Here is a 21,324-nt window from a genome sequence, read left to right as displayed (position 1 = left end):
GGGGCTCAAGCAAACCCGCGGTATCGAAGGTCCTCGCGGTGGGCCTGCGCAGCATAAGGCGCGCGAGCACATCGCGGGCGACGTGGAGTCGGGTGGGGGCGTACCGCCGTACAGTCCGGAGCAACTCGGTCCGAACGAGGTCGCTGGCGGCGGCGCATCACTCGTGGTCTTCTCCTCGCGGGCACAGCAACGCGAATGGCACCTCAGCCCTTTCGGGTCAGATGGTTTCGCAACCGGCCGATCAGGGATCCGGCACGCCGGCGTCGGTGGTATTCCTCCAGGGTCAGGAGGTTGTCCGGGCCGACGATGGCGGCGGCGGCGGGCAGTTCGGATTCGGTCAACCAGAAGATGCGGCTGTAGTTCTCGTCGTGGAAATAGGCGATGTCCCGATCCCGCCATCCTCCGGCGCGGGTGAACGACGCGTCGTGGGCGAACGGCGCTACCAACAGACAGTCGGACTTCGTGGATTCATCGAGTTCTGCGATGACACACAGGTCCTCATCTATGTTCCGATGGGGCGCGACCCGCCGCGCCAGCCGGTCGGCCGCGGCTCTCACCGCCGCGGGCCAATCGTCACTCGTGTACCACTCGAGCTCGACCTCTCCCGCGACGATGTGTTCGGCGAGCAGGTCGAGCAGTTGATAGCTGGTGTGCAGCCCACGCTCCTGATCCCACCCATCGTCCTCGATCACATAGCCGACCCGCTCCTCCACCAGACCAGGGTGTCAGGCCGTCACTCCTGTTGCGACACAATTACCCGGTGAGCGACGAGCAACACCGGGGTCAGCGCACTGTCGCGTTACTCGGTTCGACCGGTTCGATCGGTACGCAGGCCATCGACATCATCACGGCGAACCCGGACCGGTTTCGGGTGATCGCGATCAGCGCGGGTGGCCGGGATCTCGATCTCGTGGCGCGGCAGGCGGTTCAGCTACAAGCGGAGTTGGTGGGTGTCGCCGCCGGGGACGAGCGCGAGCTGGCCGCGCGGATCGGTGAGCTGGCGCGGGAAGCCGGGCGATCGGCGTACCTGCCGCAGGTCGTCAGCGGACCCGACGCCAGCGTGCAGGTGGCGCAATCGGGGGCGGATGTCGTGCTGAACGGCATCACCGGATCCATTGGCTTGCGCCCGACTCTCGCTGCGCTGCAGGCGGGTTCGACCCTCGCGCTCGCCAACAAGGAGTCCTTGATCGTCGGCGGCCCCCTGGTCAAGGAGCAGGTGAAACCGGGCCAGTTGGTGCCCGTGGACAGTGAGCACAGCGCGATCGCCCAGTGCCTGATGGCGGGCACACGCGATGAGGTACGCCGATTGGTCGTCACCGCGAGCGGCGGCCCGTTCCGTGGGTGGTCGGCCGAGCAACTGCGTGACGTGACCCCGGCCCAGGCGCTGGCCCACCCGAACTTCGCGATGGGCAAGGTCATCACCACCAACTCGGCCACCTTGGTCAACAAGGGCCTGGAGGTCATCGAGGCGCATCTGCTCTTCGATGTGCCGTTCGATCAGATCGAGGTGGTCGTCCACCCGCAGCAGTACATCCACTCGATGGTCGAATTCGTCGACGGCTCGACGATGGCCCAGTGCGGGCCGCCGAGCATGCTGGTGCCGATCTCGCTGGGACTGGACTGGCCGCACCGGGTGCCCGACGCCGAGGCGCCGATCGACTGGACGCAGGCGCGCAGTTGGGATTTCGAACCGCTGGACAACGAGGCGTTCCCCGCGGTGGCGCTGGCCCGGCAGGTGGGGGAGGCTGGTAGGACCTTCCCGGCGGCCTACAACGCGGCCAACGAGGAGTGTGTCGAAGCATTCCACGCCGGGCAGATCGCCTTCACCGACATAGTCCCGACGGTGCAGCGGGTGGTCGACGAACACACCCCGGACGCCCAGCTGGATCTGGACACCGTGCTCGCCGCCGAAGACTGGGCGCGGGCGCGTGCACACGAAGTGTTGGAGGACTGACAGATCCGCGTGCGAGGATGCCGGACGTGCTGTTCGTCGTCGGCGTCCTACTCATCGCGCTCGGGGTGGCGTTGTCCATCGCGCTGCACGAGATCGGCCACCTGGTGCCGGCCAAGAAATTCGGCGTCAAGGTGACGCAGTACATGGTCGGGTTCGGGCCGACGGTGTGGTCACGGACGCGGGGTGAGACCGAGTACGGCATCAAGGCCATCCCACTGGGCGGTTACATCCGGATGATCGGGATGTTCCCGCCGAAGCCGGGCCACCGTGCCGCGAACGCCTCGACCGGGCGGTTCAGCCAACTGGTCGACCAGATGCGCGACGAAGCCCAGGCGGAGGTGAGCGAAGCCGACGACCAGCGTGCCTTCTACCGGCTGAAGACCTGGCAGAAGGTCACCGTGATGTTCGGCGGGCCGTTCATGAATCTGGTCATCGCCTCGGTGCTGATGCTGATCATCCTGGTGGGCATCGGCACCCCGAAAATCACCGGGACCGTGCTGGGCACGATCGCGCCGTGCACGAGCAATGCGTGCAGTCCGGCCGCCAAGGCCGGGCTGAAGGACGGCGACAAGGTCGTATCGGTGAACGGTGTTGCCGTCACGACGCCCACCCAGGTGACCCAGCAGATCCGCCCGCATGCGGGCGAGACGGTGCCGATCGTCGTACGTCGGGATGGTCAGGAAGTCACTCTCAACGTCACGCCGCAGGAAGGCACCCTGGCCAAACTGGATGCGGACGGGAACCCCGTCACTGACGCCAACGGCAAGGCGGTGACCGAGAAGACCGGCATGGTCGGGGCGAGCCTGGCGTCCACCCACGTGTACGTGCGGCAGCCGGTCAGCGAGGTGCCCGGGGTCATCGGCAACGGGCTGAAGCAAACGGCGAGCGTCTTCCTGAAGCTGCCGCAGAAGATGGCGGGAGTCTTCCAGGCCGCCTTCAGCGGGCAGCAGCGTGACCAGGACTCGCCGGTCTCGGTGGTAGGCGTCGGGCGCCTGGGCGGCGACGTGGCCGGTGACTCCCACGTGGCGCTGCTGGACAAGGTGGTGATGCTGCTGAGCCTGCTGGCGGGGCTGAACCTGGCGCTGTTCGTCTTCAACCTGGTGCCGCTGCTACCGCTGGACGGCGGCCACATCGCCGGCGCGCTCTGGGAGGGCGTCAAGCGCCGCATCGCCCGGCTGCGCGGGCAGACCGGCGAGGTCTACGTCGACGTCGCCAAGGGGCTGCCCGTGGCGTACGCCGTGGCGCTGGTCCTGATCGGCATGTCGGCCCTGCTGATGTACGCCGACATCGTCAACCCGGTGAAGTTCTGAGCCGGTTCGCCGCTGGGGGATACTGGGTGGCATGAGTGTTTCGCTCGGCATGCCCTTGGTCAAAGAAGCCCCGCCCGTCATCGCGCCCCGTCGCAAGTCCCGCAAGATCCGGGTCGGCAAGGTCGAGGTCGGCGGTGACGCCCCCATCTCGGTTCAGTCGATGACGACGACGCCGACGACGGATATCAACGCCACGTTGCAGCAGATCGCGGAGCTGACCGCCGCCGGCTGCGACATCGTGCGGGTGGCCTGCCCGAGCCAGGACGACGCCGACGCGTTGCCGATGATCGCGCGGAAGAGCCAGATCCCGGTCATCGCCGACATCCACTTCCAGCCCAAGTACGTCTTCGCGGCCATCGACGCCGGGTGCGCGGCGGTCCGCGTCAACCCGGGCAACATCCGCAAGTTCGACGACCAGGTCAAGGAGATCGCCAAGGCGGCCAAGGACGCCGGCGTCTCCCTACGGATCGGGGTCAACGCCGGGTCGTTGGACAAGCGGCTGCTGGAGAAGTACGGCAAGCCCACCGCCGAGGCGCTGGTCGAGTCCGCGGTCTGGGAAGCCAGCCTCTTCGAGGAGCACGACTTCCACGACTTCAAGATCTCGGTGAAGCACAATGACCCGGTCGTCATGGTCCGCGCGTACGAACAGCTCGCGCAACGGGGCGACTGGCCGCTGCACCTCGGCGTGACCGAGGCCGGGCCGGCGTTCCAGGGCACCATCAAGTCATCGGTGGCCTTCGGCGCCCTGCTGTCGCGCGGGATCGGCGACACCATCCGGGTCTCGCTGTCGGCGCCGCCGGTCGAGGAGATCAAGGTCGGCAACCAGATTCTGCAGAGTCTGAACCTCAAGCCCCGCAAGCTGGAGATCGTCTCCTGTCCGTCGTGCGGCCGAGCCCAGGTCGATGTCTACACGCTGGCCGAGCAGGTGACCAAGGGCCTGGAGGGGATGGAAGTGCCGCTTCGCGTTGCCGTCATGGGCTGCGTTGTGAACGGGCCGGGGAGGCCCGCGAGGCCGACCTCGGAGTGGCCTCCGGCAACGGCAAGGGCCAGATCTTCGTCAAGGGTGAGGTCATCAAGACCGTGCCCGAGTCGCAGATCGTGGAGACCCTGATCGAGGAAGCGATGCGGATCGCCGAGGAGATGGACCCGGTCGAAGGGTCGGCTCCGGCCGTCACGATCAGCTGAGGTCGCGCAACACCTCGAGCCATCGGCGTACGACGTCCTCCCGGAAGGGCGCTCGCGCCGCCTTGACGTCGGCGAGCAGGCCGTCCGCGTCCTTGCGGACCTGAGCAACCACTTCGTCCGGGTAGCCGAAGAGCACCTGGTGTTCGAGGAACTCGTCCTCGTCATCGATGTACGGCGCCTGCCCGCCCCGCTCGACGACGTCCAGGTCGAGATCGATCATTGAGACCGTGAGACCCGAGTCGGTCGCAGCCCACGCCGGCACCGTCGACAGGTCGATGTAGTACCGGATCAATCCCTCCGGGCCGGTGTCGTACAGCCGCCCCACCCAGCCCTCGTCCCGCGGGAAGAGCAGGGTGTGATCGCGTTTGGCGGTCACCCGCCGGCCCGGCCGGTAGAACTCGGTGTCCGCCGAGAAGCCCACCCACACGCCGTACTCGTCTGTGCCCAGCAGGAGACCGTCGGACTGCCAGTGCTCGCGGCCGTCCCACTTGGTGAAGTTGACGTGCACCGGTGTCCCGGGACTCTGCGTGACGTGCATCCGACTAGCTAACCAACCCGCTCTCGCAGAATGGTGTTGAAACTCCCGTGGTTCAGAGACTTCGCAGCGTCTGCAACCACGGCCGGACGGTGCCCTCATCGAACGGAGGGTGGTGCGCGCGCACCTCTTCCAGCAGGGCGTCGGCGTCGGCGCGCACCCGGGCGATGACCTCCGACGGGTAGCCGAAGAGCTGTTGATGTTCGAGAAATTCGTCCTCGTCGTCGATGAACAACCGGCCGCCGCTTTCTTCGACGACATCCAGATCGAGGTCGATCAGCGTCGCGAGCAGGCCGGTGTCGGTCGTCGTCCAGGTCGTGGTGGACGCGAGGTCGATGTAGATCATCGGTTGTTCGGCCAGCGCTTCATCGAAGAGCATCGCACTCCAGCCGAGCTCGCGGGGCACCAGGATGACGTAATCGCGCGTCAGTTCGAAGGAATGACCAGGCCGGTAAGTGCGTGAGCCGCGCGGGAAACCCAGCCACACGCCGTACCCGTCGTCGCCCAGCAACAACCCGTCCGATTGCCAGTGCTCGCGATCGTCCCATTTGCGGAAGTCCAGATGCACGGGAGTCCCGACAGGAAACGCGGCGGGGTCGACGGGCACAGCAGCAACTTACTTGGGCGTTTCGCACCCGAGTTCGTCGTAGGGCAGGCACTCTTGAAGGGTGTTGCGGATCATGCACGGAGCGAGGGTGCTCGGTCGTGACGACTACGGTGCTGCCCTCGACGTGTGCGACCTGGATCCGCTGACGAACGTTTTCGTGGCCGCTCGATTGACCGAGGGTGGGCCCTACGCCACCTCGTCCGCGTTGGGCGTCGACGATCCGGACGGGTTGCGCTCGTTGTGCTGGATGTCGGCCAACGTCGTCCCGGTCAACGCCGACGAAGACGCTCTGGATGCCTATGCCGAGCGCTTGCGCCGTCATCAGCGACGCACTTCCTCGCTCTTCGGCGATGCGTATCAAGTGCTCGGTTTGTGGGACCGCCTCGAGCGGCATTGGGGTCCGCCGAGGTCCCTGCGCCGTCGCCAGCCGATGATGGCGGTCAGCACCGCGCCGCTGGCGTCCGGGCGCGAGGTCGACCCGCGGGTCCGCCCGGCCCGACCCGACGAGGTCGATCTGGTATTGCCGGCCTCGGCCCACATGTTCACCGAAGAGATCGGCTACCGGCCGTACGTCGGGTCCGACCGGGACTACCGGCGCTTGGTGAGCGCGTTGATCGGCGCGGGTCAGACGTTCGTCCTGGTCGAGCGCGGCCGGGTGGTCTTCAAGGCCGACGTCGGGTCGGTGGCCAGCGGGGTCGCGCAGATCCAAGGCGTGTGGGTCGCACCGGATCGCCGCGGCCAGGGGATCGCGATCCCCGCGATGAACGCCGTCGTCCAGCAGGTGCTGGACTTCTTCGCGCACACCGTGACCCTCTATGTGAACGACTTCAACGAACCGGCCGTGCGCACCTACACCTCCGTGGGGTTCCGGCAGGTCGGCGAGTTCGCGACCGTCATCCTCTGAGCCGGATCGCGGCGGGGCCGGATCACGGTGGGCCGGTCCCGGTCAGCCACACCACGCCGTACGCCGTGCCGATCACCCCCAGCGCAACCAGGACGCCCGCGACGAGCGGCCGGGGGAGCCGGGTCAGACGCGTCGCGAGCGGCAGGAGCAGCGGGAACCCGGCCAGCAGATATCGCGGCTTCGAGCCGAAGAACCCCGAGGTCGTGAGGGCGATCGCCACGATGACTGCGCTGTAGAAGATCACCGGCCAGGGCTCGTGATCACGAATCAGGAGCAGCCACAAAGTAATCAGCACGATGATGCCGGCGACCACCGCTACCGCTATTGGCCCGAGGTCGGCGACCCACCGCACGAACGACAGGCCGCCGTCGAAGCCGTTGTGCCAGCCGTCGGTGACCTCGAAGTAGCCGTTGATCGACCCGGTTTGAGTCCCGACCCACGCGAGGTAGCCGACGAGCCCGGTGGGCGCGAGAACGGCCGCGAGCAGGGGACGCCACTGCTGCCGGCTCGCCCTGAGGAGACCTGCGACGAACACCGTCAGGACGATCGCGGCACCGGTGGGCCGAGCGAATCCCGCTGCGGCGGCGAGTAGTCCAGCGATGAGCCATTCTCCGCGTACCAGCGCCAGCAGGCTCCATGCCGCGAGAGCGATGAGCAGCGTGTCCGAGTAGCTGAGCGCGAGTACTGCACTCATCGGAAGGAGCGACCACAATGCGGCGGTCACCAAACCGACTCTCGGAGAATGCAGTTCAGAGCCCAGGGCGCAGATCCCCGCTGCCGCCACCGTGCCGGCAGTCCACGACACGACGAGTCCGACGTCAACCGGAGCGAGCCCGGTCAGTGCGTGACCAGCTCGCTCGATGAGCGGCAGGAGCGGAAAGAAGGCGTAGTCGTAGTGGTGCGACCCGTCGGCGGCGACCTGGTAGTGCCCGTAGCCGGACGAGGCGATCCGGGCGTACCACTGGCCGTCCCAGCGGGTCAGGATCGCGTACGCCGATCGCGGCCGGCCGTCGCGGGTCACCACGAGGAGGGCGGCCAGCCACAGGCTGCGGGCCAGCACGAACACCACGGCAGAGGCCAGCATCGCCTTGGTGCGCGCGCTCATGGCATCACGCCGACTGGTCCGTTGGGCGGTGCGGCACCCGATGAGGATAGTGCGGCGTGGCAGGCTGCCGGCATGTCACTTCCGTTGCTGAGCAAGGTCGTCGTCGGTGCGTTCGCCGGGTCGGGCGTGATCCACCTGGTGCGCCCGCAGGTCTTCGAGCCGATCGTGCCCAAGGTGCTGCCACGCAAGCGCGAACTGGTCTACGTCAGCGGGGTGGCCGAGTTGGCGTGTGCGGCGGGGTTGGTTGCGCCGCGAACGCGGTCGGTGGCCGGCCTCGCCTCGGCCGGTCTGCTGGCGGCGGTGTTCCCGGCGAACCTGCAGATGGCCGCCGACGCCTGGGCTGCCGCACAGCGCAAACCGACCACGCAACGCCGGGTGATGCAGGTGGGAACGATCGCCCGGCTGCCGTTGCAGTGGCCGTTGATCAAGGGTGCTCTGGCCGCGCGGTCCAGCTGAGGGCCGCCGTCCCGTACTCATCCGGCGGGGCCGGGTAGTCGATCAGGCCGCCGTCGACCACGACGGCCGGGCGCACGTAGCGCAGTCGCCCGTAGGCGCTGTCCCGCTCGACAAGGAACCTCTCATCGACCACGTTCGTCAGCTCACCGGGCTGAGCCGGGTGGTCCTGCAGCCAGGCGCCGGTCCGGGCCAGTGAGAGGTGCGCCGCGCGACCGCCGTCGGTTCCCCGTGCGGCGAGCAGCTGCATCACTGCGGCAGCCATCAGGTAGCCGGTCGCATGGTCCAGCGCCTGGACGGGGAGGGCGCCGGGCTGCTCGTGCTCGCCGTACGTCATGCCGATCCCGGTGACGGCCTGCACGATGCTGTCGAAGCCGCGCTGGTGCGCCCACGGGCCGCTGTCACCCCAAGCGGACAGGTCGACACCGATCAGCCAGGGCCGGCGGGCGAGCAGTTCCGGGGCGGACAGCCCGAATTTCGCGAGAGCGCCGGGCCGGTAGCCGGTGATGACGACGTCCGCGGCGTCCAGGAGCTCATCGATGTCCGTCCGCATCAGGTCCGCCAGCGCCGTTCGCTTGCCGAAATCGGTGTCCAGATGCTGGTCGAGCAGTTCCGGGGTGGCCGGCGGATCAAGACGCAATACGTCCGCACCGAGGGCCGCCAGCAGGCGGGTGGCAGTCGGGCCGGCGATGACCCGGGTCAGGTCGAGGACCCGTACACCGCGCATCGGCCCCTGCGTCGTGGGCGCGAGCGGCCGGGTGCTCCCGGTCGGGGAGTCCAGGGTGATCAGGCCGCGGCCTTCGATAGCTTGGCGGTACTGCGGGTGTTCGCGCCAGGTGTGCATCGAGCGTACGGCGCCCGCGATGCCCCCAGCGGCCCGCACGTCCCGCTCGACGTCCGCCGCAGTCCGTGAGCGCAGCGCTGCTTGTACGCCGGTTTTGTCGCCGGCTGCGGTGTAGGAACGGATGACCGCTGCGTGGTGGGGGTAGTTGCCGTGCAACCGGACCCAGCCGTCGGCGGTCTCGAAGAAGCCCGAAAACTCGGCCCAGCCGGAGACGGGTTGATCGTCGCGTCGCAGCAGACCGATCGAATCGAAGGAGGCACCGACGAGGCTACTGTCGACGCTACCCCGCCAGCTCGAACCACGTTGGTTCGCAAGGGCTTTGGCTGCACTCACCGCCGCTTGCACTGATCCGACGGCGAGCGCCTCGACGTCCAGGGGACCGTTCCACCAGCGTCGAGGGCCTTGGACGCCGGCATCCGAGGGCCAGGGCAGCTCGAGGGACGGCCAGGTCATGAGGTCGGGTAGAGGCCCTTCTGGTACCGCTCGACGTCGTAGTACTCGTCGAGTTCGGCCAGCGGGCTGTCCGGGCGGACCAGTTCCTTGGCGATCACCGCGTGCCGGGGCAGCACGGTGGGATCCCAGGTCGCCGGCTCCCACAACTGTGAGCGCATGAACGCCTTGGCGCAGTGGTAGAACACTTCTTCCACCTGCAGCAGCAGCGCCATGACCGGCCGATGACCCTTGACCACGAGATCGTCGAAGAACGGGCCGTCGCTGATAAGGCGCGCCCGGCCGTTGACCCGTAGCGTGTCGCCACGGCCGGGGATCAGGAAAAGCAATCCAACGTGCGGATTGGTCAGGACGTTGTGATAGCCGTCGAATCGCTTGTTACCGGCGCGCTCCGGGACCACGAGAGTGCGGTCGTCGAGCACCTTGACGAAGCCGGGCGGGTCCCCCTTGGGGGAAGCGTCGCAGCGACCGTCCGGGCTCGACGTGGCCAGCACGACGAAGGGGGAGTGGGAGATCCATCGCCGGTCGAGGTCATGCAACCGGTTGCGCACCTTGTCGCGGACGGCCGGTTGGGGCACCCCGAAGGACTCGAGCTCCTCAACCGAATCGATTGCTGGCAGGTCGTCGTAGGCCATGCTGTCCACTATGACAGTGCCCGCATTCGAGTTGATCGCCCAGGATCCACGCGGCCTCGACGTCGCGGCTGCCGTCGGAGCCGACCGGATCGAGTTGTGCTGCGCCCTCGAGGTGGGCGGACTGACCCCGTCGCAGGCCCTGATCGACGCCGCGGTCGCCGCCCGTGACGCCGGCGGGCCGGGGGTGCACGTGCTGGTGCGGTCGCGGCCCGGCGATTTCGAGTATTCGCCCGCCGAGCTGGATCTGATGCTCGCCGACGCGGTCGCCGCCCTGCAGCGTGGTGCGGACGGTGTGGTGGTCGGGGCCAGCCGCGACGGTGCGCTCGACCTGTCGTTCATCGACCGCATGGTTGCGGCGGCCGGGGATGCGAGCGTGACCGTGCACCGGGTCGTCGACAGCCTGGCGGATCCGGTGGGCGCCGTGTCGTCGTTGCGCGACAGGGGAGTACGCCGAGTGCTCACCTCCGGCGGCGCCGACAAGGCCCCAGACGGGGTGGGCACGATCGCCGCGATGGTGCAGGCCGCTCAGGGTCGGATCGAGATCATGCCCGGCGGCGGGGTCAGTGTTGCATCGGTGCCTGCTCTCATCGACGCGCAGGTGTCGGCGATCCACGCCTCGGCGAGCGGCAACGGTCAGCCCGACCTGCAGGTTGCGCGGCAGTTCAAAGCAGCGATCACCGATCACCGCGGACCGCGCAGCCCTCGCTCCTGACGCAGGGGCGGCCGGTCGCCGCGAATCGTGGCCACCATGTCCAGGACCCGACGCGTGGCCCGCACGTCATGGGTGCGGAAGACGGTGGCGCCTTGCCAGGCGGCGACGGCGGTGGCGGCGAGGCTGCCTTCGAGGCGCTCGTCCGCGGGCAGGTCAAGGCTCTCGCCGATGAAATCCTTGCGTGAAATAGCCTGCAACACAGGGAACCCCAGGTCGACAAGGTCCGCTGTGTGCCGTAGCAGGGTCAGCGAGTTGGCGGTGGTCTTGCCGAAGTCGAGCGTGGGGTCCAGCAGGATGCGGTCGCGGGGGATGCCCAGCGAGAGCGCGCGGTGGGCACCCGCGGTGAGCACTCGGCGTACGTCGGCGAGCAGGGCGTCGTCCTCCGACTCGCCGTCGCGGGCGTAGCGCACGTCCACCGGATCGGTGCGCGGCGGCAATCCGCCGCTGTGCGAGCAGACGATGCCGGCACCGATGCGTGCGGCCACCTCGACCAGCCCGGGGTCGTGCCCGGCCCAGGTGTCGTTGACCAGATCCAGGCCGGCCTCGGCGGCCGCTGCAGCGACGGGCGCGCGCCAGGTGTCCAGGCTCAGGATCGCCTCGGGGTGGCGGCGGCGGACCTCGGTCAGGAAGGGTACGACCCGCTCGATCTCCTGTTCGACGGAGACCGACTCACCTTCCTGGCCCGCGCGGACCCCGCCGACGTCGATGATGTCCGCGCCATCGGACAGCGCCGATTGCACTGCGGCGTGGGCGGATTCGTCGTCATGGTGCCGGTTGCCGGCGTAGAACGAGTCGCGGGTGCGGTTGACGATCGCCATGACCGCCGGGCGCGCGCCATCGAAGATGCGGCCACGCAGCAGCAGGGGCGACGGCGTCACCATGCGACGGCGGCACGCTCCCGCCACACCGACAGCACGTCCAGGCCGTCCTGGGTGATCTGGTCACCGCGGTTCCACAAGCCGGCGTACAGCTGCACGGCGGTTCCGTGCCACGTGGAATCAGCATCGCCGGTCGCTTCGGTCGTGACCTGCGGCGGGTTGGCCCCGAAGTGCATGGTCCACGTGTCGCCGGTGTCGGTGGCATGGACCGCGACCACGACATCCCGGGCGGTGCGCATCCCCGATTTCGATCGGGGCAGGAAGCCGCGCAACAGCTCATCGACGCCATCGGCCGCAAACGCCGCCGGGATGTCCAGCTCGCTGCTGTCCGGTGCCGAACCCAGCCGCGCGGCGTACACGTCGATCCAATGGATGGTCGTCTCGTGCGCCTGGCGGCGCGCCCACGCGTCACGCGGCTTCCCGGCGTTCTTCAGGAAGAAGGGCAGGTCGGCGTCCTCATCGGTGCCGCGCAGAACCCACTCCAGCGCCTCGGCGCCGCGTTGCAGCCAACCGCCCGGGTCGGGAGTGTTCATACCTTCGGCTTCGATCAGATCGGTGACCTCGGGGCCGGCGGACATCGGGATCCGGCCGGTGATCACGCCGGTGCTCCAGCGGTGCACCATGCCTTGATGGGCGACGACCTGCCGGACCGACCACTCGGGGGCGGTGGGGCTGATGGCGTTCCAGTCGGTCACTTCGCTGGGCGGATTGTCGTCCCAATCCTCGTAATCGGACCTGTCGGGCCGCGGCGGCTCGGTGGCGTCGGCGATCATCCGGGCCGCCGCCGTACGCAGCCCATCGAGGTACTCGTCCAAACCCAGCATGGGGACAACTTACCCAGCATGCGGCCTACGCTCGGAGGCATGACCGATCCGTTCGCCCGTCACCCCGCCAACCAGGCGTCCGTGCTCGCCGGGCACAACGCCGTACTCACCGATCGAGCCCTGCTGGGCGCTGTGTCGGCGTACGCCGGCGACGAGGCGGACGGGCTGGTGACCTCGCTGACCCCGCTGGGTTGGGTGGCCGGATCGGCGGAGGCGCGCGAACACGGGATGCTCGCCAACGCGTATCCGCCCGTGCTGAAGACGCTGGACCGGTTCGGCGACCGGATCGACGAGGTCGAGTTCCACCCGAGCTGGCACTGGTGCATGGGCACCTCGCTGGAGCACGGTATGGGGGCGACCGCGTGGACGCGCGATGAACCCTTGCCGCACGTACGTCGAGCGGCCGGTTACATCGCCTGGGCCGCTATCGAGCCTGGGCACATCTGCCCCATGACCATGACGTACGCCGCGGTCCCCGCCCTGGCCGCTGATCCCGCCCTCGCGCAGCGGCTGACTGCCGGACTTGCGTCCACTGAGTACGACTTCGGATTGCGGCCACTGGCGGACAAGCGCGGGCTGCTGGCCGGAATGGGGATGACCGAGAAGCAGGGTGGGTCCGACGTGCGGACCAACGTCACGGTCGCCACGGCCAAGGAGGACGGGTCGTATTCGATCCGCGGCCACAAGTGGTTCACCTCGGCACCGATGAACGACCTCTTCCTGATCCTGGCGCAGGCGCCCGGCGGCCTGACCTGCTTCGTGCTGCCGCGGATCTGTCCGGACGGGTCGCGCAACCAGGTCGCGATCATGCGGCTGAAGGACAAGCTGGGCAACAAATCCAACGCGTCCTCCGAGCTGGAGTTCCACGACGCGTTCGCGTGGCGGCTGGGGGAGGAAGGCGCGGGCGTGCGCACCATCATCGAGATGGTGGCGGCGACCCGGCTGGACTGCGTTCTCGGCTCGGCTGCCCTCATGCGGCGCTGCGTGGCTGAAGCGACGTGGCACGCCTCGCAGCGGTCCGCCTTCGGCGGGTTGCTGATCGACAAGCCTGCGATGTCAAACGTTCTGGCGGACATGGCAATTGAGTCCGAGGCGGCCACCCACGTCGGGCTCCGCCTGGCGCTCGCGGTGGAGCGTCCGGACGATGAGCACGAGCGGGCGCTGCGCCGGATGGCGCTGCCGTTGGCGAAGTTCTGGGTGTGCAAGCGCGCGTCGTTCCTGGCCGCGGAGGCGTTGGAGGCCTTCGGCGGCAACGGGTATGCCGAGGAGTCCGGCATGCCGATGCTGTTTCGTGAGTCGCCGTTGAACTCGATCTGGGAAGGCAGCGGCAACGTCAACGCGCTGGACGTCTTGCGGGTGCTGCAGAAAGTGCCCGAAGGGGTCGAGGCGTGGCACACCGAGGTTTCGCTGGCCGGGGATTCCCGTCTCACCGACGCGGTGGTCGAAGTGCAGAAGGTGCTCGCGAACCTGTCCGATGCCGCCTCCGCCGAATACTCGGCGCGGTGGATCACGGCCCGGATGGCGGTGCTGCTGCAGGCGTCGCTCCTGATCCGGCACAGCCCGTCGTACGTTGCGGACGCCTTCGTGACGAGTCGGGTTCTCGGCAACCATGCGGGCGTCTTCGGCACGCTGCCGGCCGGCCTGGACACCGGCGCGATCGTGCGCCGAGCGTTGCCGGTCGTTTGACGCGCCGGCGCCAGGTGTCAACGTTCGGTGATGCTGGGGCGCGATGTCGTGATGTTATGATGCGGTGATGCGAACAACGCTCGACATCGACGACGCAGTGCTCAGTGCTGCTCGGGCTAAGGCGCGGGCCGAAGGGATCTCCGTCGGCAAAGCGGTGTCGGATCTTGCGCGGCAGACGCTCGAGGGAGGTCACGTCGACAAGGTCGGGGGTTTCCCCGTGCTCAAGGGTGTGCCGGGCCACGTGGTGACTGACGAGTTGGTGTCCGCCTACCGCGATGACGACTGACACCGCTCGGCCCGCGTTGCTCGATGTCAATGTGCTGCTGGCGCTGACGTTGGATCAGCACGTCCACCACGCGGCAGCGCACCGGCTGTTTCCGACGGTCGCCGCTGCGTGGGCGACCACTCCCATCACCGAGTCAGGCTTGGTGCGGCTGTTGCTCACCCCGCAGGTGGTTGGCCGCCGGGTGATGTCGTCGGAGGCCGTCTCGGTGCTCAACGGGTTGCGTGATCAGCCCGGCTGGGAATGGTGGTCTGATGACGCGTCGTTCGCGGATACGAATCTCGACCTGCGCCAGTTGATGGGGCGGCGGCAGGTGACGGACATGCATCTGCTCGACCTGACTGTGCGCCGTAATGGCATCTTGGTCAGTTTCGACGCAGCGATCCCGGCCACCGTGTCGCCCGCGCATCGTGATCATGTCGTCGTCTGGGCGAGTTGACGGCTCGGGACCACCGTTGGTGCACGTCGCCATGGGCTTTCACCGCTCCGTGCCCGCGGTTCAGGCAGCGGCTGGGCGCAGGTCCTCGGCCGGGCCAGCTTCGTGACCCCAGACGGCGTACTTCGGCAGGCGAACGGTGATGCGTTTGGTCTGAGAGCGGATGGCGTAAGCGACGGGTCGCTGGCAGCCCGGTGGCGAGGGCGGCTTGGTGGTTTCGGTGAGGCCACGAATGCTGGAGGTCCGTTCGTCAGCGTCACCGGTGACCTTCAGGTCCGGGTGCTCCTTGGTGTAGTTGCACCGTGCGCAGCAGCCGTCCCCGTTGGAGGCGGACGTTGGTCCACCATCGGCGTGGCGTTGGATGTGGTCGATCTGTTGAATCGGTTCATCGCAGAACGGAGTTCGGCAGGTTTGGTCTCGCAATCGGATGAACGCTTCCAGCAGGCCGGGAAAGTGTCGCGCCCGGGAGTCCATGGCGACCAGTCCTGCGGTGTCCGGTGCGGTGAAGACCCGCCGGATCACCCCGTCGGCAGCCTCGTGGTCAGCCAGGAAGTCCCGGGCCAGTTCGGCGGGGATCGGCCCGAACCCCTCCAGATCCGCCGGGGCGTCCCCGGTCAGGGTCTCGATCGGAACCAGCAGGTTGACCGCGACCACCGGGGCCGGGGCGTGCGCCTGGGATTCACCTGCTGCGGCTTCATCTCTGTCCGGAGCGCAGGATGCGGGTCGGCCGCTGATGCGTTCGACCAGGGCGTCGGCCATGAGTTGTCCGCGGGCCCGGCCATCCCCGCCGGCGGATGCGGCGGCCGCCTTCAACGCCGCGATGCACGCGACGCCATCCTTGACGGGGAGCAAGGCAGTCAGCCAGGTCATGGTGTCCGGTGCCGGCCGCAACGAGACTCGCCGCTCGCGTTCCGCGCGGGCACGACGGGCCACCGCGGCTTCAGGATCGAGGCGGTAGGCCGTGGCACGAGCGAGCCCGGCCAGACGGCGTGCCGACACCTTGCCCAGCGCATCCTTCAGCGCCTCGTCGACGGCCTGCCGATCCTCAAGCGACAGATAGGCGGTCTCGGTGACCACCTGGGTCGCCTGCCACTCGCTGATCACGCCGTGTGCCAGCGCAGCCGAGGTATGCGGCATCTCCTGGGTCACCGCACGAGCGACGCCCAGGAACCGGGTGCCCAACCGCGGGCTCTCGCGCCGAGCCAAGCCAAGTTGGGCGCCCACCACGCGCGCCGTCTCGTCGGCGCTGATCCCGCGAGTTTGGTCGGCGGCACGTTGGCTGTCGTGGACCACAACGGTCAGCTCAGCCTGAACCGCGGTCGCAGTGTTCTTGAGCTCTTCTAGCTCCCGCACCATCACCAACGCCAGCTCAGGATCGATCCCGCCATTGCCGGTAAGTAGGCGCTCGCGGAAGGCGCGCACGTCCTCGACAGACAATGACGCAGCCATGGCGATCCTCCCCTCTTGTGGTGCCCGGTCCTCCCCAGAACCGATACCTCAGCTTATCGCACATATGTCCACTTTGGGAAGGCCTTGTGCAAAAGCAAGTTCGATCAATCAGACTGTGGCACAATGGGTTTCGAGCCAAGATAGATCGCCCATGGGTCATCGTAAGAACTCTACTACCCGCTACCGACAGTCGCTCTCCCGTCCCAGTTCCACGTCGTTTGAGACGCCACAAGCGGCAGCCGCTGATCTGTCATCTGGATCTTTGAAGGTGGCTCGCAATGCGGCAGACTCCCGTTGTGATCGCGGAAATCGCAGCCATGCTGACCGGCGGGTGGCTGGCCGGTCGTATCAGCAGGAAGAGAAGCACAAGACGCGTCCGCGTCGCTGCGAGTGGCGGCAGGGTTGTGATCCCAGTTTGGTTCAGCCGACAGGACGTCACGCTGCGCTTGTCCGACCTCCCGGTTGCGACCACCTCAAAAGCCGGCTTATCCATCGAGAACCACGCGCTGGACCGGGCCGGCGCTCACCCGCCACTTCTGGGCAACTTCGGAGACTTCTGGAACGGGACGCTTAGCGCGGCGGCCGACGGCTCACTTCCGATTCACGCCTTCGGTGACCGCGTTCAATTACTGCGCCCAGCGCCGAACTCTCCCAGCACAGCACCACACAGGTGGTCCTAGAACTCAGCGCGGCTGACTGGTCACTCGTCCGAGCGTCGCGGGTGAACGCCTCCTCTCGAGTTGACGATGATCGCGTGCAGCAATAGACGACCCATGGCGGCCGCTAGGTGGGAGGTCGCTAAAGCCCCCGGTCAGCAGTTCTTCCAACCACCGGTCTTTGAGGTGTTTCGCAGTTTGACGTACTTGCAGGAGGCGACCGTCTGCGACTTCGTGTTCAGCAACTGGGCGGTGTCGCCATCGTTGTTCCAGACGAAGTTCCGCTGGTTCCAGTACACGTTGGTCGCATTGTTCTTGCCGCTACCGGTGTGAAGGGTGACCGACTTCTTCGCGCCGAGGGTGAACGTGCCGAAGGTGTAGGTGTGCTTGGCCTTGTAGTCGCGGACCCGGTAGCCCTTCAGGGAGATGGCTTTCGTCGTCGTGTTCGTCACGACGATGTACTCCTTGTTCAGGTTCGCCGCCGTCGCCTTGTCGGTACCCGGCAGGTCAACGAACCACTTACCGAACTTCAGTGGCGGGGTGGCCGCGTCGCCCGGTCCGGCGATCACCGGCGCGACCAGGGCGGCGGTGCAGACGGGCACGAGCAGGACACGAGCGAGGCGCATTGTTGGCTCCTGAGGAGAGACGGCGTTGTCGGCGCGCTCACAGTAGACGTTCAGCGAGCACGATGAGATGCGATAGCCGAATGCCGCCGCGACTATCCTCGCCAGAGCAGCACCCCATCACTTCCAAGGAGCATCCCCGTGGCTATGCGTATGTCGACCCTGTTCGTGCGGACTCTGCGCGACGACCCGGCCGACGCAGAACTGCCCGGCCACAAGTTGCTGGTGCGCGCCGGTTACATCCGCCGGGTTGCCCCCGGCATCTACACCTGGCTGCCCTTGGGAATGAAGGTGCTGGCCAAGGTCGAAGGCATCATCCGTGAGGAGATGGACGCGATCGGTGCTCAGGAAGTGAAGTTCCCCGCGCTGCTGCCGCGCGAGCCCTACGAGGCGACGAACCGATGGACCGAATACGGCGACAACCTGTTCAAGCTGCAGGACCGCAAGGCCAACGACATGCTGCTCGGCCCGACGCACGAGGAGATGTTCTGCCTGGTGGTCAAGGACATGTACTCCTCCTACAAGGACCTACCGCTGTCGCTCTACCAGATCCAGAACAAGTACCGCGACGAAGCACGCCCGCGGGCCGGCATCCTGCGCGGTCGCGAGTTCATCATGAAGGACTCCTACTCCTTCGATATCGACGCAGCCGGTTTGCAGAAGTCCTATGACCGGCACCGCGACGCGTACATCAAGATCTTCAACCGGCTCGGTTTCGAATACGTCATCGTGCAGGCCGACTCCGGCGCAATGGGCGGCTCGGCCTCGGAGGAGTTCCTGGCCGTCAGTCCGCACGGCGAGGACACCTTCGTGCGCGACGACAGCGGGTACGCCGCGAACGTCGAGGCTGTCGAGATACCCCAAGCGCCGAAGCAGGACGTGACCGCCGGCCCGGCCCACGTCGAGCCCACCCCGGACACCCCCACCATCGCCACGTTGGTGGACGCCCTGAACGCTGACCACCCGCGCATCGACGGCCGTCAGTGGACGGCTGCCGACACGCTCAAGAATGTCCTCGTGATGCTCCGCAACCCCGACGGCACCCGCGAGCCCCTCGCGATCGGCGTACCCGGTGATCGCGACGTGGACGCCAAGCGGTTGGAGGCCAAGGTCTCCCCGGCGGAAGTAGAGCCTTTCGAGGAGAAGGATTTCGCGGCGTACCCGACGCTGGTCAAGGGGTACATCGGACCCGGTGCGCTGGGAGAGGGCAAGGGGATTCGCTACCTGCTGGACCCGAGCATCGGTGAGGGCAGCGCCTGGGTCACCGGCGCCGACCAGCCCGGCCACCACGTGATCGACCTGGTCTACGGGCGCGACTTCACCGCCGACGGCACCATCCAGGCCGCCGAGATCAAGGAGGGTGACCCCTCGCCCAGCGGCGCGGGCACCCTCAAGCTCGCGCGCGGTATCGAGATGGGCCACATCTTCCAGTTGGGCACCAAGTACGCCGAGGCGCTGGGCCTGAAGGTGCTCGACGAGTCCGGAAAGCTCACCACCGTGACGATGGGCTCCTACGGCGTGGGTGTCACCCGGGCCGTCGGCGTCATCGCCGAGGACAACCTGGACGACGCGGGTCTGATCTGGCCGCGGACCGTGGCGCCCGCCGACGTACACATCGTGGCCACCGGCAAGGATCCGGCGGTCTATCTCAAGGCCGAGGAGATCGTCCGCGAGCTGGAATCGCTGCAGCTGGAAGTGCTCTACGACGACCGGCCCAAGGTGTCGCCCGGCGTGAAGTTCAAGGACGCCGAACTCATCGGTGTTCCCACCATCCTCGTGGTCGGCAAAGGCCTCGCCGACGGCGTCGTGGAGATCAAGGATCGTCGCTCGGGGGAGCGTCGCGAGGTCCCGGTGTCCAGCGCGGTCGGTGAGGTGCTGGGGGAGATCAACGCAGCAAAGGCGTGACACCACACCCGGCCGGGCGGAGCTGTGGCCCGGTTGTGGAACGATCTGATCCATGACCGACAAGGGTTCGTCCACGCCCCAGCCGCACGGCGCCGATCAGGCGCCGGAACGGGTTTCTGCTGCCCGCGCCAGCACCGACGAGGCCGTCCCGGGTCAGGCCACGGCTCCGGCCAACGCCGGCACGCCGCCCAAGGGTGAGCCGCAGGATAGCCGCAAGGCCGCCGGCAAACCGGTCGAACCCGCGGCGCCCAGCCAGGCCGAGGAACTGGCGCAGTCCGATCTGCTGCACCGCACCAGGGCGAGCATCTGGTACATCGGGCTCATCATCATGGCGATCCTGCTGATCCTGCTGATGATCTTCATCGGCCAGAACCTGAACAAGGTCACGATCCACTTCCTCGGTCTGAGCGGGCAGGTGTCGATCGCCATCGCCTTGGTCATCGCCGCGGTGGCCGGCATCCTGCTCGTCGCGATCCCCGGCGGCATCCGGATGATGCAGTTGCGCAAGCGGGTCAAGGGCCTGAGCAAGGCCGTACTCAAGCCCTGATAGCTCGGCCGGTTACCCTGGCGGGGTGACCGCCAGCACCGCCACAACCACTGACGCGCGCCCGACCACCGACTGGAAGCCGTGGGTCGGCCTCGCCGCCCGCCTCATCCTCGGTGTGACCTACCTGGTCTCCGGCGCGATCAAAGCGACCAACATCCCCGAGGCCCAGTTGGCCACCCGGGCGTTCAAGATCCTGCCCTACGACCTGGCCAACCTGTGGGGTGCGTTCATGCCCTTCGCAGAGATCATCTTCGGTCTGTTGCTGGTCCTGGGGTTGTTCACCCGGTGGGCGGCCATCCTGGGATCGCTGCTGATGATCGCCTTCCTGATCGGCATCATCTCCGCCTGGGCACGTGGTCTGTCGATCAACTGCGGCTGTTTCGGCGGCGGTGGTGAAGTCGGCGTGAAACCCAATTACACCTGGGACGTGCTGCGCGATGTCGGCCTGCTGATCTGCGGCGCCTGGCTGGTGTTCTTCCCGCGCACCAAGTTCAGTCTCGACCAGAAGCTCTGGGGCTGACGGAACCCGGCGCGGCCGCAGATCGTTCCCAGAGCAATCCACACATACAGATAGGGATTTGTCATGCCTCGCCCCGATGCCGCCGACAAGCTGAAGGCGGCGGCGCCCAAACAGGGTCCGTCCAAGGCGCTGATCGCCTCGGTGATCGTCGCCGTCCTCGTCATCGCCGGTTTCGCCGCCTTCCTGGTCACCCAGAGCAAGAGCAGCGGCAGCGCGTCCGGCGCGATCCCGACCGGAGCGATCGCCGGCGGCAAGGGCCTGGTGCTCTACCCGGACGCCAAGCTGCAGTCCGGCGCCAAGACGGTCAACGTCTACGAGGACTTCCAGTGCCCGGTCTGCAAGCAGTTCGAGACCCAGAACGGCGACATGATGAAGACGATGGCCAAGAACGGTCAGGTGAAGGTCGTCGTGCACATGATGTCCTTCTTGGACAACAACTTCGGCAACGACGCGTCGGCCCAGGCCGCCAACGCGGGCTTCTGCGCCGCCGACGCGGGCAAGTTCCCCGAGTACCACTCGACCGTCTACGCCAACCAGCCCGCCACCGAGGGCACCGGCTACACGGTCGACCAGCTGAAGAGCTTCGGCAAGGACGCCGGCATCACCGGCTCGGCGTACACCACCTTCGTCAAGTGCGTCGACAGCAACAAGTACAAGGACTACGTCAACGAGACCGAGACCCAGTCCGGCAAGGACGGTGTGACCGGGACCCCGACGTTCTTCGTGGACGGTAAGGAGATCGACAACACCGGCACCGAGTACAAGACGTTGCTGACCCAGCCGAACTCCTTCGAGTCGGTCATCAACTCCATCAAGTAACAAC

At 67.4% G+C, this 21,324-nt stretch carries 22 protein-coding genes and 1 pseudogene; 13 read left to right on the top strand and 10 right to left on the bottom strand.

Annotation, left to right across the window (positions count from 1 at the left end; genetic code table 11):
* Positions 1-203: 203 nt before the first annotated feature.
* A complete protein-coding gene (locus ACFQBT_RS12175) occupies positions 204-713 on the bottom strand; it encodes a hypothetical protein (RefSeq protein WP_377823007.1) in 510 nt (169 codons plus the stop codon).
* Positions 714-760: 47 nt separating this feature from the next.
* On the opposite strand from ACFQBT_RS12175, the gene dxr reads away from it, so the two are divergent.
* From dxr to ispG, 3 genes and pseudogenes are all read left to right on the top strand, one after another.
* Complete coding sequence (gene dxr, locus ACFQBT_RS12170; protein ID WP_377823005.1) at positions 761-1,954, top strand: 1-deoxy-D-xylulose-5-phosphate reductoisomerase; 1,194 nt, start codon at positions 761-763, stop codon at positions 1,952-1,954.
* A 17-nt stretch (positions 1,955-1,971) separates the two neighbouring features.
* On the top strand, positions 1,972-3,264 hold the full coding sequence (locus tag ACFQBT_RS12165) for a M50 family metallopeptidase (protein ID WP_377823003.1): 1,293 nt from the start codon (positions 1,972-1,974) through the stop codon (positions 3,262-3,264).
* A 31-nt stretch (positions 3,265-3,295) separates the two neighbouring features.
* Positions 3,296-4,449 (top strand): annotated as a pseudogene (gene ispG, locus ACFQBT_RS12160) (flavodoxin-dependent (E)-4-hydroxy-3-methylbut-2-enyl-diphosphate synthase).
* Here ispG and ACFQBT_RS12155 read toward each other — a convergent pair.
* Positions 4,442-4,987, bottom strand: a complete 546-nt coding sequence (locus ACFQBT_RS12155; RefSeq protein WP_377823001.1) for a DUF402 domain-containing protein — start codon at positions 4,985-4,987, stop codon at positions 4,442-4,444. The pseudogene ispG and the gene ACFQBT_RS12155 sit on opposite strands and share 8 nt — an antisense overlap.
* 52 nt (positions 4,988-5,039) lie before the next feature.
* Positions 5,040-5,591, bottom strand: a complete 552-nt coding sequence (locus tag ACFQBT_RS12150) for a DUF402 domain-containing protein (RefSeq protein WP_377822999.1) — start codon at positions 5,589-5,591, stop codon at positions 5,040-5,042.
* 61 nt (positions 5,592-5,652) lie between these two features.
* Here ACFQBT_RS12150 and ACFQBT_RS12145 point away from each other — a divergent pair, with 61 nt between their 5' ends.
* The gene (locus ACFQBT_RS12145; RefSeq protein ID WP_377822997.1) at positions 5,653-6,495 is read left to right on the top strand and encodes a GNAT family N-acetyltransferase; all 843 of its coding nucleotides are present in this window, start codon (positions 5,653-5,655) and stop codon (positions 6,493-6,495) included.
* Positions 6,496-6,517: 22 nt separating this feature from the next.
* On the opposite strand, the gene ACFQBT_RS12140 is transcribed toward ACFQBT_RS12145, so the two are convergent.
* A complete protein-coding gene (locus tag ACFQBT_RS12140; RefSeq protein ID WP_377822995.1) occupies positions 6,518-7,600 on the bottom strand; it encodes a hypothetical protein in 1,083 nt (360 codons plus the stop codon).
* Positions 7,601-7,672: 72 nt separating this feature from the next.
* Between ACFQBT_RS12140 and ACFQBT_RS12135 the strand changes: the two genes are divergently transcribed.
* Positions 7,673-8,056 carry a DoxX family protein gene (locus ACFQBT_RS12135; protein WP_377822993.1) on the top strand — a complete coding sequence of 128 codons (384 nt, stop codon included), beginning with the start codon at positions 7,673-7,675 and terminating at the stop codon, positions 8,054-8,056.
* Here ACFQBT_RS12135 and ACFQBT_RS12130 read toward each other — a convergent pair.
* A complete protein-coding gene (locus tag ACFQBT_RS12130; RefSeq protein WP_377822991.1) occupies positions 8,025-9,350 on the bottom strand; it encodes a CoA transferase in 1,326 nt (441 codons plus the stop codon). The two genes, ACFQBT_RS12135 and ACFQBT_RS12130, sit on opposite strands and share 32 nt — an antisense overlap.
* Positions 9,347-9,982 (bottom strand): pyridoxamine 5'-phosphate oxidase family protein, encoded by a 636-nt coding sequence (locus ACFQBT_RS12125; RefSeq protein ID WP_377822989.1) that lies wholly within the window; start codon positions 9,980-9,982, stop codon positions 9,347-9,349. Before ACFQBT_RS12125 ends, ACFQBT_RS12130 begins: the two co-directional genes overlap by 4 nt.
* A gap of 10 nt (positions 9,983-9,992) precedes the next feature.
* Here ACFQBT_RS12125 and ACFQBT_RS12120 point away from each other — a divergent pair, with 10 nt between their 5' ends.
* On the top strand, positions 9,993-10,694 hold the full coding sequence (locus ACFQBT_RS12120) for a copper homeostasis protein CutC (RefSeq protein WP_377822987.1): 702 nt from the start codon (positions 9,993-9,995) through the stop codon (positions 10,692-10,694).
* Here the strand turns inward: ACFQBT_RS12120 and folP are convergent.
* Both folP and ACFQBT_RS12110 read right to left on the bottom strand, forming a co-directional pair.
* Positions 10,664-11,575, bottom strand: a complete 912-nt coding sequence (gene folP / locus ACFQBT_RS12115; RefSeq protein WP_377822985.1) for a dihydropteroate synthase — start codon at positions 11,573-11,575, stop codon at positions 10,664-10,666. The genes ACFQBT_RS12120 and folP overlap by 31 nt on opposite strands.
* The gene (locus ACFQBT_RS12110) at positions 11,569-12,396 is read right to left on the bottom strand and encodes a maleylpyruvate isomerase family mycothiol-dependent enzyme (protein ID WP_377822983.1); all 828 of its coding nucleotides are present in this window, start codon (positions 12,394-12,396) and stop codon (positions 11,569-11,571) included. Before ACFQBT_RS12110 ends, folP begins: the two co-directional genes overlap by 7 nt.
* A gap of 39 nt (positions 12,397-12,435) precedes the next feature.
* Between ACFQBT_RS12110 and ACFQBT_RS12105 the strand changes: the two genes are divergently transcribed.
* The 3 genes from ACFQBT_RS12105 (at position 12,436) to ACFQBT_RS12095 (ending at position 14,804) form a co-directional block, all read left to right on the top strand.
* Positions 12,436-14,082: an acyl-CoA dehydrogenase family protein gene (locus ACFQBT_RS12105; RefSeq protein WP_377822981.1), complete on the top strand. Its 1,647-nt coding sequence runs from the start codon at positions 12,436-12,438 to the stop codon at positions 14,080-14,082.
* Between the two features lie 67 nt (positions 14,083-14,149).
* Positions 14,150-14,368, top strand: a complete 219-nt coding sequence (locus ACFQBT_RS12100; RefSeq protein WP_377822979.1) for a hypothetical protein — start codon at positions 14,150-14,152, stop codon at positions 14,366-14,368.
* Positions 14,358-14,804, top strand: coding sequence for a TA system VapC family ribonuclease toxin (locus ACFQBT_RS12095; RefSeq protein ID WP_377822977.1), 447 nt, complete (start codon positions 14,358-14,360; stop codon positions 14,802-14,804). The genes ACFQBT_RS12100 and ACFQBT_RS12095 overlap by 11 nt, the downstream gene beginning before the upstream one ends.
* A gap of 60 nt (positions 14,805-14,864) precedes the next feature.
* On the opposite strand, the gene ACFQBT_RS12090 is transcribed toward ACFQBT_RS12095, so the two are convergent.
* Both ACFQBT_RS12090 and ACFQBT_RS12085 read right to left on the bottom strand, forming a co-directional pair.
* Complete coding sequence (locus tag ACFQBT_RS12090) at positions 14,865-16,250, bottom strand: HNH endonuclease (RefSeq protein ID WP_377822976.1); 1,386 nt, start codon at positions 16,248-16,250, stop codon at positions 14,865-14,867.
* An 811-nt stretch (positions 16,251-17,061) separates the two neighbouring features.
* Positions 17,062-17,532 carry a lamin tail domain-containing protein gene (locus ACFQBT_RS12085; protein ID WP_377822974.1) on the bottom strand — a complete coding sequence of 157 codons (471 nt, stop codon included), beginning with the start codon at positions 17,530-17,532 and terminating at the stop codon, positions 17,062-17,064.
* A gap of 144 nt (positions 17,533-17,676) precedes the next feature.
* Between ACFQBT_RS12085 and ACFQBT_RS12080 the strand changes: the two genes are divergently transcribed.
* The 4 genes from ACFQBT_RS12080 (at position 17,677) to ACFQBT_RS12065 (ending at position 21,320) form a co-directional block, all read left to right on the top strand.
* Positions 17,677-19,434 (top strand): proline--tRNA ligase, encoded by a 1,758-nt coding sequence (locus tag ACFQBT_RS12080; protein ID WP_377825467.1) that lies wholly within the window; start codon positions 17,677-17,679, stop codon positions 19,432-19,434.
* A gap of 52 nt (positions 19,435-19,486) precedes the next feature.
* Positions 19,487-19,981 carry a lipopolysaccharide assembly protein LapA domain-containing protein gene (locus ACFQBT_RS12075; protein ID WP_377822972.1) on the top strand — a complete coding sequence of 165 codons (495 nt, stop codon included), beginning with the start codon at positions 19,487-19,489 and terminating at the stop codon, positions 19,979-19,981.
* 25 nt (positions 19,982-20,006) lie between these two features.
* Positions 20,007-20,501, top strand: a complete 495-nt coding sequence (locus tag ACFQBT_RS12070) for a MauE/DoxX family redox-associated membrane protein (RefSeq protein ID WP_377822970.1) — start codon at positions 20,007-20,009, stop codon at positions 20,499-20,501.
* Between the two features lie 63 nt (positions 20,502-20,564).
* Positions 20,565-21,320, top strand: coding sequence for a DsbA family protein (locus ACFQBT_RS12065; protein WP_377822969.1), 756 nt, complete (start codon positions 20,565-20,567; stop codon positions 21,318-21,320).
* The last annotated feature ends 4 nt before the right edge of the window (positions 21,321-21,324 follow it).

This window comes from Branchiibius cervicis (assembly GCF_042661605.1).
Lineage (GTDB): Bacteria > Actinomycetota > Actinomycetes > Actinomycetales > Dermatophilaceae > Branchiibius > Branchiibius cervicis.
This window is presented reverse-complemented; position numbering and strand designations above follow the sequence as displayed.

Coding starts and splice junctions, on each gene's coding strand:
- ACFQBT_RS12165 (WP_377823003.1), top strand. CDS start 1,972: ATGCCGGACGTGCTGTTCGTCGTCGGCGTCCTACTCATCGCGCTCGGG.
- ACFQBT_RS12155 (WP_377823001.1), bottom strand. CDS start 4,987: ATGCACGTCACGCAGAGTCCCGGGACACCGGTGCACGTCAACTTCACC.
- ACFQBT_RS12140 (WP_377822995.1), bottom strand. CDS start 7,600: ATGAGCGCGCGCACCAAGGCGATGCTGGCCTCTGCCGTGGTGTTCGTG.
- ACFQBT_RS12135 (WP_377822993.1), top strand. CDS start 7,673: ATGTCACTTCCGTTGCTGAGCAAGGTCGTCGTCGGTGCGTTCGCCGGG.
- ACFQBT_RS12130 (WP_377822991.1), bottom strand. CDS start 9,350: ATGACCTGGCCGTCCCTCGAGCTGCCCTGGCCCTCGGATGCCGGCGTC.
- ACFQBT_RS12125 (WP_377822989.1), bottom strand. CDS start 9,982: ATGGCCTACGACGACCTGCCAGCAATCGATTCGGTTGAGGAGCTCGAG.
- ACFQBT_RS12120 (WP_377822987.1), top strand. CDS start 9,993: ATGACAGTGCCCGCATTCGAGTTGATCGCCCAGGATCCACGCGGCCTC.
- folP (WP_377822985.1), bottom strand. CDS start 11,575: ATGGTGACGCCGTCGCCCCTGCTGCTGCGTGGCCGCATCTTCGATGGC.
- ACFQBT_RS12110 (WP_377822983.1), bottom strand. CDS start 12,396: ATGCTGGGTTTGGACGAGTACCTCGATGGGCTGCGTACGGCGGCGGCC.
- ACFQBT_RS12105 (WP_377822981.1), top strand. CDS start 12,436: ATGACCGATCCGTTCGCCCGTCACCCCGCCAACCAGGCGTCCGTGCTC.
- ACFQBT_RS12100 (WP_377822979.1), top strand. CDS start 14,150: ATGCGAACAACGCTCGACATCGACGACGCAGTGCTCAGTGCTGCTCGG.
- ACFQBT_RS12095 (WP_377822977.1), top strand. CDS start 14,358: ATGACGACTGACACCGCTCGGCCCGCGTTGCTCGATGTCAATGTGCTG.
- ACFQBT_RS12090 (WP_377822976.1), bottom strand. CDS start 16,250: ATGGCTGCGTCATTGTCTGTCGAGGACGTGCGCGCCTTCCGCGAGCGC.
- ACFQBT_RS12085 (WP_377822974.1), bottom strand. CDS start 17,532: ATGCGCCTCGCTCGTGTCCTGCTCGTGCCCGTCTGCACCGCCGCCCTG.
- ACFQBT_RS12080 (WP_377825467.1), top strand. CDS start 17,677: ATGCGTATGTCGACCCTGTTCGTGCGGACTCTGCGCGACGACCCGGCC.
- ACFQBT_RS12075 (WP_377822972.1), top strand. CDS start 19,487: ATGACCGACAAGGGTTCGTCCACGCCCCAGCCGCACGGCGCCGATCAG.
- ACFQBT_RS12065 (WP_377822969.1), top strand. CDS start 20,565: ATGCCTCGCCCCGATGCCGCCGACAAGCTGAAGGCGGCGGCGCCCAAA.